Consider the following 11,265-nt stretch of genomic DNA (forward strand, 5'->3'; position numbering starts at 1 on the left):
GTCCTCGATGGCGCGGAGCAGCCGGGGCAGGGCGGTGGCGGGGGTGCTGGGGCGCAGCCAGCGCATGTCGTCGAGGTCGGGGTGGAGGAGGCCGAAGTCGATGAGGCAGGGGGTGCGGGCCGCGTCCTTGCTGGGGATCCTGCCGGTGTGCAGGGCGCGGGCGTACACGGCCAGGCCGGCTTCGCACAGCTCTTCCGCCGCGTGCGGCGCGTGCTGGTCGGCCATGCCGGCTCCCTCCTGCTCTGGTTGAAGCGACGCGATTCTATGCAGGCGGGTGCCCGGCCAGCGGGAGTGCAGTGTGTGAAGTGTCTACTTCACACACCATCGACGCACCCGGACCCGGAGCAGCCGCTTCAGGGCTTGTGGCGGAGGATCGCCGACCGGCCGGTCTCAGGGGCGTCAGGGCTCCGCGGGGCGTGCGGGCGGGCCCGCGTGGTCACTTGGAGCGGTCCTGGTCCAGGATCCCCGACTGGGCGATGAGGTAGCCGAGCTGGGCGCGGCTGCCGCTGCCGAGGGCCGCGGCGATCTTGGCGATGTGGGCGCGGCAGGTGCGGACGTTCATGCCGAGGCGACGGGCGATGGCCTCGTCGACGTGGCCCTCGACCAGGAGCCTGGCTATGGAGCGCTGCACGCCGGTGATGCCGTCCGTGGGCGGGTCGTAGGGAGCCTCCTCCAGGAGGGGCGCCGCGCGCTGCCACAGCTGCTCGAAGACCTTGGCCAGGTACTCGACCAGGCCCGGGTGGCGCAGTTCCAGGGCTATTTGACGGTCGTCGCGGGCGGGGATGAAGGCGACGGTGCGATCGAAGATCATCAGCCGCTCGATGAGTTCCTCGAGCGTGCGCACCTCGACCTTGCCCTGCCTCATGTACTCGGCGTAGGCGATGGTGCCCTGGCTGTGCCGTGCGGTGTGCTGGTAGAGCGTACGCATGGTGATGCCCCGCTCGATGATCCCCTGACTCCGTTTCACCGCCTCGGTGAGGATGGCCTCACTGCGTCCGCCGCCCGGCTGGACCGTCAGGATCTCCGACTTGCACTCGGCCGTGGCGATGCCGATGGCCGCGTTGATGCGGGTGACGCCTTCCAGGACCGTGATCGCGTGGACCGAGGGCCGGTCCTGGGCGCTGATGGCCATGAATGGCTCGAAAACATCGGTCAACTCGACCGCGAGGGCCCTGCGCTCCTGAATCTCGCGTTCCAGAGGCCTGAGGCGTTGCGCGAGCACGGAGGTGGGTGGAACTGGGCGAAGCCAGTCCGCGTCATCCGGATCGGGATCCAGGAGAGCGAACTCCATCAGACAGGGAGCGGCTTCCGCTTCGGCCCGGCCGATGCGTCCGGTGCGCAGCGCGCTGGCGTAAAGCCTCTTGCCCTCGTCGCATAGTTCGGCCATGGAGTGTGGATGTGCCCGAATTGGGCTGTTCGTTGTCATTGCTCCACCCCCCAGGGTCCTGAACGTGCAGGAACATGATGCATCGCTTCTGTGGTGTTCGCATGGCTGAATGAGCCATCGTCATGGAAGGCCGGGGGAGAGTCGCGATGGAAGTGAGGACGAAGCCCGCTATGTGCATGGGAATGCTTCGCTCGGTGCTTGTCGGTGCCTTCTCTGTTGGGTTGGCCGTCACCGCGTTCAGCGGTCTTGGGGTGAGCTCGGATTACGAGTCCACGGCCGTGGATGTCTCGACACCCGATGTGAGGCCACTGGACATCATCTGGAACTCGGCTCCAGGCGACATAATTTGGGATTCTGGCTCGAAGGGAGCGGTCAGGTCATGAGTACTCCCCCCGACGACCGCACCTTCCGCCGAGAAATGGCCACCGCCTACCGCTCCGGTTGGCACTTCATCGATCTCGTGACCGCGATCCCCCATCGCGGCGACTCGCTGATGGTGACCCTGCTCGGTGAGCCGATCGTCGTCACGCGGGACGACGAGGAGGAGATCCGGGCCTACCGGTGCCTCCGCCGGCCGCGAGGCGCGCCGCAGCCCGTGCGCTGTGCCGTGCGGTACGGAATGGTCTTCGTCAATCTCGACCGGCGCGACCACCAGCTCGTCGGAGAGCAGGAGCAGCAGGACCCCGGGGCGATGTCGAACGCCCCGGACAGCATCACAGCCACCCCCCGCAGTGCCTGACGCGATTCCCCCGTCGTTGTAAATCGCGCAGGCGCTTCCCCCAGCAGCGGCGCCACCGTGGACCTGAACACGGTGGCGCCGCTGTGGTGTGTGCGGGTGGGGCGTGCAAGGGGTGCGCCTACGTGCGCCTACGCCTTGCCCAGCGCCCGCGTCACCGCTATCTCGATGAGCACCCGGTCCGGGTTGGGCGAGGGGCGCCGGCCGTAGCGCGCCTCGTAGCGCACCTCCGCCGCCTCGATCTCCGCCGGTTCCGTGCGGATCGTCGCGTGCCCCTCCAGCGTCGCCCAGCGCCGCCCCTCGAACTGGCAGACCGCCACCCGCGCCCCGGGGCCGTCCGCCACGCCCGTCGCCGCGAGGATGTGGACGACCTTGCGGCTCGTCTTGCGTGCGAGCACGCGTGCGGTGCCGCTCTCGGGGTCGTACGTCACGCCGACCGGGACCACGTGCGGGGTGCCGTCCGGGCGCAGTGTGGTCAGGGTGCACAGGTGCCGTTCGCGCCAGAAGTCGAGGTAGGGCTCCGGTGGATCGCATGGGTCTATCCGGGGCACCCGGGGTGCGGTGGCGGGGTTCGCGCTCATGGGTACGGAACATAGCCGCCCCGCCTCCCCGAAGTTTCCTTGAGTGGAATAGACTCAACTTTGTGTACGTTGAGCTAGTCAGAGTCCCCGGTGGACTCAGAGTCACTCGTTGACGCCGTAAGGAGGGCACGCGCACGTGGACGCAGAGCTGACCAACAGGAGCCGGGCCGCCATCAACGCGGCAGGCGACCGGGCCGTACAGGACGGGCACCCCGATCTGACGCCCGCGCATCTGCTGCTCGCGCTGCTCGAGGGCGAGGGGCGGCAGGAGAGCGCGAACATCACCGACCTCCTCGCCGCCGTCGAGGCCGACCAGGCGGCCGTGCGCGCGGACGCCGAGCGGATCCTCGCCGCGCTGCCCAGCGTGACCGGCTCCACCGTCGCGCCGCCGCAGCCCAACCGCGAGCTGCTCGCCGTCATCACCGACGCCGACCGGCGCGCCAAGGAGCTGGGCGACGAGTACCTCTCCACCGAGCACCTGCTCATCGGCATCGCCGCCAAGGGCGGCAAGGCCGGGGAGGCCCTGGCGAAGCACGGGGCCACCGACAAGAAGCTCCTGAAGGCATTCGAGACGACAAGGGGAGGGCGCCGGGTGACCACACCCGACCCCGAGGGTCAGTACAAGGCGCTGGAGAAATTCGGCACCGATTTCACCGCCGCGGCCCGCGAAGGGCGCCTCGACCCCGTCATCGGGCGGGACCAGGAGATCCGGCGGGTCGTCCAGGTGCTCTCCCGGCGCACGAAGAACAATCCGGTGCTCATCGGCGAGCCCGGCGTCGGCAAGACCGCCGTCGTGGAAGGCCTCGCCCAGCGGATCGTCAAGGGTGACGTCCCCGAGTCGCTGAAGAACAAGCGGCTCGTCTCCCTCGATCTCGGCGCGATGGTCGCGGGCGCGAAGTACCGCGGCGAGTTCGAGGAGCGCCTGAAGACCGTCCTCTCCGAGATCAAGGAGAGCGACGGGCAGATCATCACCTTCATCGACGAGCTGCACACCGTCGTCGGCGCGGGCGCGGGCGGCGACTCCGCCATGGACGCGGGCAACATGCTCAAGCCCATGCTCGCCCGCGGCGAGCTGCGCATGGTCGGCGCCACCACCCTCGACGAGTACCGCGAGCGGATCGAGAAGGACCCCGCCCTGGAGCGCCGCTTCCAGCAGGTGCTCGTCGCCGAGCCGTCCGTCGAGGACTCGATCGCGATCCTCCGCGGCCTCAAGGGGCGGTACGAGGCCCACCACAAGGTCCAGATCGCCGACAGCGCGCTCGTGGCGGCCGCCGCGCTCTCCGACCGGTACATCACCTCCCGCTTCCTGCCCGACAAGGCCATCGACCTCGTCGACGAGGCCGCCTCCCGGCTGCGCATGGAGATCGACTCGTCCCCCGTCGAGATCGACGAACTCCAGCGCGCCGTCGACCGGCTCAAGATGGAGGAGCTGGCGCTCAGCAAGGAGACGGATCCGGCCAGCAAGCAGCGCCTGGAGAAGCTGCGGCGCGACCTCGCCGACAAGGAGGAGGAGCTGCGCGGCCTCACCGCACGCTGGGAGAAGGAGAAGCAGTCCCTCAACCGCGTCGGCGAGCTGAAGGAGAAGCTCGACGACCTGCGCGGCCAGGCCGAACGCGCCCAGCGCGACGGCGACTTCGACACCGCGTCCAAGCTGCTCTACGGCGAGATCCCGACGCTGGAGCGCGACCTCGAAGCCGCCTCCGAGGCCGAGGAGGAGGCCGTCCAGTCCAAGGACACGATGGTCAAGGAGGAGGTCGGCCCGGACGACATCGCCGATGTGGTCGGAGCCTGGACCGGCATCCCCGCCGGGCGCCTCCTGGAGGGCGAGACGCAGAAGCTGCTGCGCATGGAGGACGAGCTGGGCAAGCGGCTCATCGGGCAGGGCGAGGCCGTACGCGCCGTCTCCGACGCCGTGCGCCGCACCCGCGCCGGGATCGCCGACCCCGACCGGCCGACCGGCTCCTTCCTCTTCCTCGGCCCCACCGGCGTCGGCAAGACCGAGCTGGCCAAGGCCCTCGCGGACTTCCTCTTCGACGACGAGCGGGCCATGGTCCGCATCGACATGAGCGAGTACGGCGAGAAGCACAGCGTCGCCCGCCTCGTCGGCGCGCCCCCCGGGTACGTCGGCTACGAGGAGGGCGGCCAGCTGACGGAGGCGGTGCGGCGACGCCCGTACTCCGTCGTACTCCTCGACGAGGTCGAGAAGGCGCACCCGGAGGTCTTCGACGTCCTGCTCCAGGTCCTCGACGACGGGCGCCTCACCGACGGGCAGGGGCGGACGGTGGACTTCCGCAACACCATCCTGGTCCTCACGTCCAACCTCGGCAGCCAGTATCTGGTCGAGCCGCTGACCAGCGAGGAGGAGAAGAAGCAGCAGGTCCTTGAGGTCGTACGGGCCTCCTTCAAGCCGGAGTTCCTCAACCGGCTCGACGACCTGGTCGTCTTCTCCGCGCTGACCAAGGACGAGCTGGCGCGCATCGCGCGGCTCCAGATCGACCGGCTCGCCAAGCGGCTCGCCGAGCGCAGGCTCACGCTCGACGTCACGCCTGAGGCGCTGGACTGGCTGGCTCTGGAGGGCAACGACCCCGCGTATGGGGCGCGGCCGTTGCGCCGGCTCATCCAGACGGCCATCGGTGACCGGCTCGCCAAGGAGATCCTTGCGGGTGAGGTGACGGACGGCGACGTGGTCCGCGTGGACCGCGCCGGGGACGGCCTCCTGGTGGGCCCTGCGGGCAAGTCCCTATAGCGGCCTCGCGCCTGCCCCGGTCTGTCGTTCGCCGGGTGCGGCGGGTCCTTGGCCGCTCGCGCAGTTCCCCGCGCCCCTTTGGGGGCGCGGGGAACTGCGCGATCAGCCACACGCTGTCCGCAGATGGCGAACGGCGGAAACACGGCAGACGAGGAGCCGGGCTTGCCCCGGGGGGCCCACTCTGGGAGAGGATGGGCCCATCCATACGAAGGGACAAAGCACGTGAGCATCGACCCGTCCTCGATTCCGAATTTCGGGGGACAGCCCGAACCGCAGCAGGGCGCAGGACCGGCGGGCCCCGTCGTCCCCGACCAGGACCTCGTCAAGCAGCTCCTGGACCAGATGGAGCTGAAGCACGTCGTCGACGACGAGGGTGACCTCGCGGCGCCGTGGGAGGAGTTCCGTACGTACTTCATGTTCCGCGGCGAGGACGACCAGCAGGTCTTCTCGGTGCGGACGTTCTACGACCGGCCCCACCAGATCGAGCAGAAGCAGCAGCTTCTGGAGTCGATCGACGACTGGAACCGCCGCACGCTGTGGCCCAAGGTCTACAGCCACACGCACGACGACGGCACGGTCCGCCTCATCGGCGAGGCCCAGATGCTGATCGGCACCGGAGTCTCCCTGGAGCACTTCGTGTCGTCGACCGTCAGCTGGGTGCGCGCCGCGATCGAGTTCGACCGCTGGCTCGTCGAGCAGCTGGGCCTGGAGTCCGAGGTCGACTCCGCCGAGGGCGAGAAGCCGGGCGACGACGAGGCCTGAGGGCCCGTACGACCGCAAGAGCCGTACGCACGCGAGAGCCCGGCCGGGGCTTCACCCCCGGCCGGGCTCTCGGCGTACCGGCGGCCGCCTCAGCCCGCCAGCGCCTTGAGGCGAGCCACCGCCTCCTCCAGGACGGACGTCCGCTTGCAGAAGGCGAACCGGACAAAGGGGGCGCCGGCCTCGCGGTGGTCGTAGAAGACCGCGTTCGGGATGGCGACGACACCGGCCCGCTCCGGCAGCGCGCGGCAGAACGCGAAGCCGTCGCTCTCCCCGAGCGGGCGGATGTCGGTCGTGACGAAGTACGTGCCGGCCGGGCGGTAGACGTCGAAGCCCGCCGCCGTCAGGCCCTCGCACAGCAGGTCCCGCTTGGCCCGCAGGTCCGCGCGGAAGTCGGCGAAGAAGGAGCCGGGCAGGGCCAGTGCCTCCGCGATCGCGTACTGGAAGGGGCCCGACGAGACGTATGTGAGGAACTGCTTCGCCGAGCGGACCGCGGCGACCAGCTCCGGCGCGGCGGTCAGCCAGCCGACCTTCCAGCCCGTGAACGAGAACGTCTTGCCCGCGGAGCCGATGGTGACCGTCCGCTCGCGCATGCCGGGGAAGGAGGCGAGCGGGATGTGCTCGGCGTCGTCGAAGACCAGGTGTTCGTAGACCTCGTCGGTGACGACGAGCAGGTCGCGCTCGACCGCGAGCCTCGCGATCTCGGTCAGCTCGGCGCGGGTGAGGACCGTGCCGGTCGGGTTGTGCGGGGTGTTGAGGAGGAGCAGCCGGGTGCGCGGCGTGATCGCGTCGCGCAGCTCGTCCAGGTCGAGGCGGAAGCGGCCGTCCGCGGGGCGCAGGGTGACCGGGACGCGCGTACCGCCCGCCAGCGCGATCGAGGCGGCGTACGAGTCGTAGTAGGGCTCCAGCGCGATGACCTCGTCGCCCGGTTCCACGAGGGCGAGGAGCGAGGCCGCGATCGCCTCGGTCGCGCCCGCCGTCACGAGGACCTCGCGGTCGGGGTCGTAGGTGAGGGAGTAACGGGCGAGCTGGTGCGCGGCGATCGCCGTACGCAGCTCGGGGACGCCGGGGCCCGGCGGGTACTGGTTGCCGCGGCCGTCGCGCAGCGCGCGCACCGCGGCCTCGCGGACGGACTCGGGCCCGTCGGTGTCCGGGAAGCCCTGGCCCAGGTTGATCGCGCCCGTGGTGACCGCGAGCGCGGACATCTCGGCGAAGATCGTCGTACCGAACTCGGTGAGGCGGCGGTTGAGCAGCGGGCGCCCGCTCCCGGAAGTGGTGGTCATGGCGGCCATCCTGCGCCGAACCTCTGGACTTCCTCAACTCTGCTTTGGGCCGTCCCGCAGGGGGGCATCCCCCTGTCACGCAAGCAGCGGGGCCCACGGGGGGACCGCGCTTCGGGGGAACGGAAGGAGCGTGATGGTCATGTTCGTGGCCTTCATCTTCAGCGCGGTGATCATCTTCGCCGTGGTCGCGGCGGCCAATATCGCGCACGGCCGCAGGAGCCGCCGTGGGGCCCGGCGCTCGGGCACCGCCGCCGGCGCGGCGGGCGGCGGCAGTTGGTGGGCCGGGGGCGGCGACAGCGGCGGCGGTTCCTCGTGCGGGGGCAGCTCCTCGTGCGGCAGCGGTTCCTCGTGCGGGAGCAGCAGCAGCTCCTCGTGCGGTGGCGGGGGAGGATGCGGCGGAGGCAGCTGACACGGGGCAGCTGGTCCACCGGTTCCGGTGAGCGCCCGGCGGGGAGACAACTCCCGCCGGGCGTTCCGACGTTGATTGCGGCATTGAACAGTTGAACTGTGGAGCCCCCAGGGGGATGGAAACCCTACGAAGTTGGGTAAAAACGCTGTGGCACTGTCGCCGACCATGATTCCCTTTTAACCGCCAGTACCGCCCTCGGATGTCCGTCACGGGTTTGCCCGACCGAAGTCTGGAGACCTGCAAGTGACGAGCTCGTGGGCACGAGCCGGTATTCCGACCGCCCGGTGCCCGTATCCGGGTGCGTCGGCCCCACCTCCATTGCGTGTTAGCGGAGCCGACCCATGCTCACGACCCTGAAGACTGTCTATACCGACACGCGCGCCGCGGACCTCGCCTGGGCCCTGGGGCGCGAGCCGCTGCCCGCGCTCGCCACCCTCGACGTGGAACTGGCCGACGCGAAGATGCAGTTGAGACTCCTCGGCGCCTCCCACCAGGTGCTTCTGGAGGAGGAGCAGGGCAGCTGTTCCGAGACCGTGGCCTGCATCCCCGGCTCCAGCACGCCGCTCCCGCTGGGCGTCTCCAAGCGGGTGGGCGACTGGGAGTACGAGTTCGCCGCGCGCGTCGAGACGCTCTCACGCGGCCAGTTCGCGGGCCGCGCACAGGAATTACTCGCACTGGTGACCGAGCACCCGCACGGCCTCGCCGGGGTCTTCCCCGGCAGCCCGCACGCCTTCACGGCCATGCTGGCGCAGCGGTACGAGGGCTCGGTGATGTGGCGCACGTGGCACGCGTATCCGCAGGACGGCCAGCTGGTCGCCACGCGGACCCGGGTGGGCGTACGGATGCCGCTCCCGGCGGCGCTGTGAGCGGTACGGCGCCGTATGCGACGGGGCGGCGCCATGTGCACCCTTTTGGGGGACCCGGCGTGAGCGTGCGGTGACGTAGCGTGCTGGGGTGCTCGAGTCGTCGGTGCGGTTGCCGGTCTCGCCGCGGGCAGGACGGTTCCTCGTCCTGGCGGGCGTGTTCGTCTGCGCTGCCTGCGGACTCGTCTACGAACTCGAACTGGTCGCCCTCGCGGCCTATTTGATCGGCGACTCCGTCACTCAGGCCTCCGTCGTGCTCTCCGTGATGGTCTTCGCCATGGGTATCGGCTCCCTGCTCGCCAAGCGGCTGCGGCGCCGCGCCTCCTTCTGGTTCGGCGTCGTCGAGGCGGCGCTCGCGCTGGTCGGCGGGTGCAGCGCCATGGCGTTGTACGCGGCGTTCGCGTGGACCGGCGACCGGGGCGAGGTCTGGGCGGGCGGCTCGCGGTACCTCCTCGTCGCCTTCTCCCTCGCCATCGGCGTCCTCATCGGCGCCGAGGTGCCGCTCCTGATGGTGCTCATCCAGCGCATCCGGCGGCAGGACGCCGGGGGCGCGGTCGCCGACCTCTTCGCCGCCGACTACGTGGGCGCGCTCGTCGGCGGCCTAGCCTTCCCCTTCCTGCTCCTGCCGATGTTCGGGCAGCTCACGGGCGCCCTGTTCACCGGCGCGGTCAACGCGTTCGCGGGCGGCGCGCTCGTCCTCGGCCTCTTCGGGCGCGACCTGACCGCGCGCGGCCGCTGGTCGCTGCTGGCCGCGAACGTCACCGTGCTCGCCCTGCTCGCCTCGGCCGCCGTCCACGTCGACGAGTTCGAGCGGGCCGCGCGGCGGGCGGTGTACGGCGACGACGTGCGGGTCGCCGTCCAGACCGGCGTACAGGAAGTCGTCCTCACCGGAGGGCGCCGCCGCACCCTCGACCTCTTCATCGACGGGCGCCTGCGCATCAGCGGACGCGACGAGGACCGCTACCACCGGGGGCTCGTCCGCCCGGCGATGCGGGGCCCCCACGCGCGCGTGCTCGTCCTCGGCGGCGGCGACGGCCTCGCGGCGCGCGAGGTGCTGCGCCACCCCGGGGTGCGCCGCGTCGACATCGTCGAACTGGACGCGGGCGTCGTCGACCTGGCCCGGCACGACCCGGCCCTGAGCGAGCTGAACGGCCACGCCTACCGCGACCGCCGGGTGCGGGTGGTGCACGCCGAGGCGTTCCGCTGGCTGCGCTCGGCGCGCGGGCGGTACGACGTGGTGATCTCCGACCTGCCGGACCCCGGCATCACCGCGAGCACGAAGCTGTACTCCCAGGAGTTCTACGGCCTCGCCACCCGCGTCCTCGCCCCACGGGGGCGGCTCACCGTGCACGCGGGCCCCGTGGCGAGCCGGCCTCGGTCGTTCTGGACGGTGGAGGCGACGCTGCGCGCGGCGGGCCTGAAGACCGTGCCGTACCGCGTGGGCGGGCGCGGGCCCGGGTTCGCCGCCGGGCCCGATCGCACGTCACAGGCGGTGCGGGCGCCCCGCGACTGGGGCTTCGTGCTGGCCTCGCGGGCGCGCCCCGTGCTGCGGCGCGCGGCCGGGTCCGATGTGGTGCGCGCCGGGGCGCGGTCGGCCGAGCCGACCAGGGTGCCGGGGCTGACGGCGTCGACGCTGGTGCACCCTCGGTACGCGAACTGACGCACGGTCAGGCGAAGAGGCGTACATAAAGACGAGTGCGTGGGTAGGCTCGACTGCCATGGAGCATGAGGTGTTCGTTCCGGTTTCCGCAGACCGGCTCCGGCAGGTCCTGGCAGACCCCGAGCGGGTCGCCGGGGCGGTGCCCGGGCTGCAGCGCGACGCGGAGGAAACGGCGGGCCCGCTCTCCGGCCGCCTCAAGGTGCGCGTCGGGGGGCACACCATCACGTACCGGGGCGCGGCGCGGGTCAAGGGCCGCGCCGCCGGTGCGTACGCGATCGAGGGCGAGGGCGCGGAGGTGCGCGGCTCCGGTTCCGTGCGGCTCTCGCTGACCGTGCGGCTCGTGCCGGCCCCGGCGGGGACGACCGTCGTGTTCGGCGGGACGGCCGGCGCCGACGGCCGGATCACGGAGAGTTCTCCACAGGCTGTGGAGTCCGCTGTGCGCAGGCTCCTCGAACGGTTCGCTGAGGGGCTTGCGGAGGCGGCGCCCGCGGACTCCGGCCCGGCCGAGCCCGCCGAGCCGCGGCCCGCGCCCCCCACGGTCTTCGAGACCGAGGTGCCGCCGCCGTCCCTCGACCGGCTGAGCGACGAGGCGGACGACGCCGAAGACCTCGACGAGGTGGACGACGTCGAGGACCTGGACGACGTGGACGACGTCGGCGACATCGATGACGTGGACGACGCCGAGGACATCGGCGGGCTCGGCATCGAGGACATCGAGGACATCGACGACGACGTCAGCGACATCGACGTCCCGCCCGCCGAGGCCGCGCACGCCCGCCGCACGATGATCGGCCGCAGCGCCGAGGAGGTCGACCACGCCCCGCCCCGCGGCAGGTACGCC

At 71.2% G+C, this 11,265-nt stretch carries 10 protein-coding genes and 1 pseudogene; 7 read left to right on the forward strand and 4 right to left on the reverse strand.

All coding sequences use genetic code 11. The features are described from left to right. Nucleotides 1-225 (reverse strand): annotated as a pseudogene (locus GKQ77_RS18535) (helix-turn-helix transcriptional regulator); the annotation flags it as partial. Between the two features lie 211 nt (nucleotides 226-436). Further along, on the reverse strand, nucleotides 437-1,387 hold the full coding sequence (locus GKQ77_RS18540) for a helix-turn-helix transcriptional regulator (RefSeq protein WP_372459922.1): 951 nt from the start codon (nucleotides 1,385-1,387) through the stop codon (nucleotides 437-439). Between the two features lie 379 nt (nucleotides 1,388-1,766). Here GKQ77_RS18540 and GKQ77_RS18545 point away from each other — a divergent pair, with 379 nt between their 5' ends. After that, nucleotides 1,767-2,126 carry a Rieske (2Fe-2S) protein gene (locus GKQ77_RS18545; RefSeq protein WP_125514066.1) on the forward strand — a complete coding sequence of 120 codons (360 nt, stop codon included), beginning with the start codon at nucleotides 1,767-1,769 and terminating at the stop codon, nucleotides 2,124-2,126. Between the two features lie 128 nt (nucleotides 2,127-2,254). Here GKQ77_RS18545 and GKQ77_RS18550 read toward each other — a convergent pair whose 3' ends face one another. Then, entirely contained in the window at nucleotides 2,255-2,704 is a 450-nt protein-coding gene (locus GKQ77_RS18550; protein ID WP_219689981.1) for a pyridoxamine 5'-phosphate oxidase family protein, read from the reverse strand. 136 nt (nucleotides 2,705-2,840) lie between these two features. On the opposite strand from GKQ77_RS18550, the gene clpB reads away from it, so the two are divergent. Continuing rightward, nucleotides 2,841-5,450, forward strand: coding sequence for an ATP-dependent chaperone ClpB (gene clpB, locus GKQ77_RS18555; RefSeq protein ID WP_219689983.1), 2,610 nt, complete (start codon nucleotides 2,841-2,843; stop codon nucleotides 5,448-5,450). Between the two features lie 222 nt (nucleotides 5,451-5,672). Further along, nucleotides 5,673-6,212: a type III secretion system chaperone family protein gene (locus tag GKQ77_RS18560; RefSeq protein ID WP_062774584.1), complete on the forward strand. Its 540-nt coding sequence runs from the start codon at nucleotides 5,673-5,675 to the stop codon at nucleotides 6,210-6,212. An 89-nt stretch (nucleotides 6,213-6,301) separates the two neighbouring features. Here the strand turns inward: GKQ77_RS18560 and GKQ77_RS18565 are convergent, their stop codons facing one another. After that, the gene (locus GKQ77_RS18565) at nucleotides 6,302-7,492 is read right to left on the reverse strand and encodes a pyridoxal phosphate-dependent aminotransferase (protein ID WP_219689985.1); all 1,191 of its coding nucleotides are present in this window, start codon (nucleotides 7,490-7,492) and stop codon (nucleotides 6,302-6,304) included. 139 nt (nucleotides 7,493-7,631) lie between these two features. Here GKQ77_RS18565 and GKQ77_RS18570 point away from each other — a divergent pair, with 139 nt between their 5' ends. The 4 genes from GKQ77_RS18570 to GKQ77_RS18585 form a co-directional block, all read left to right on the forward strand. Next, a complete protein-coding gene (locus tag GKQ77_RS18570; protein ID WP_219689987.1) occupies nucleotides 7,632-7,901 on the forward strand; it encodes a hypothetical protein in 270 nt (89 codons plus the stop codon). Between the two features lie 341 nt (nucleotides 7,902-8,242). Continuing rightward, a complete protein-coding gene (locus GKQ77_RS18575) occupies nucleotides 8,243-8,767 on the forward strand; it encodes a DUF2617 family protein (RefSeq protein ID WP_219689988.1) in 525 nt (174 codons plus the stop codon). A gap of 88 nt (nucleotides 8,768-8,855) precedes the next feature. After that, nucleotides 8,856-10,424 (forward strand): polyamine aminopropyltransferase, encoded by a 1,569-nt coding sequence (locus GKQ77_RS18580; protein WP_219689990.1) that lies wholly within the window; start codon nucleotides 8,856-8,858, stop codon nucleotides 10,422-10,424. A gap of 58 nt (nucleotides 10,425-10,482) precedes the next feature. Then, nucleotides 10,483-11,265: SRPBCC family protein (locus tag GKQ77_RS18585; protein ID WP_219689992.1), on the forward strand; the 783-nt coding region annotated here is incomplete at its 3' end.

The sequence above is a fragment of the Streptomyces anatolicus genome (assembly GCF_019400875.1).
GTDB lineage: Bacteria > Actinomycetota > Actinomycetes > Streptomycetales > Streptomycetaceae > Streptomyces > Streptomyces anatolicus.

What these genes read in the sequence shown, in the direction of transcription:
- GKQ77_RS18540 (WP_372459922.1), bottom strand. Translation starts at nt 1,387, where the DNA reads ATGGCCGAACTATGCGACGAGGGCAAGAGGCTTTACGCCAGCGCGCTG.
- GKQ77_RS18575 (WP_219689988.1), top strand. Translation starts at nt 8,243, where the DNA reads ATGCTCACGACCCTGAAGACTGTCTATACCGACACGCGCGCCGCGGAC.
- GKQ77_RS18550 (WP_219689981.1), bottom strand. Translation starts at nt 2,704, where the DNA reads ATGAGCGCGAACCCCGCCACCGCACCCCGGGTGCCCCGGATAGACCCA.
- GKQ77_RS18565 (WP_219689985.1), bottom strand. Translation starts at nt 7,492, where the DNA reads ATGACCACCACTTCCGGGAGCGGGCGCCCGCTGCTCAACCGCCGCCTC.
- GKQ77_RS18570 (WP_219689987.1), top strand. Translation starts at nt 7,632, where the DNA reads ATGTTCGTGGCCTTCATCTTCAGCGCGGTGATCATCTTCGCCGTGGTC.
- GKQ77_RS18545 (WP_125514066.1), top strand. Translation starts at nt 1,767, where the DNA reads ATGAGTACTCCCCCCGACGACCGCACCTTCCGCCGAGAAATGGCCACC.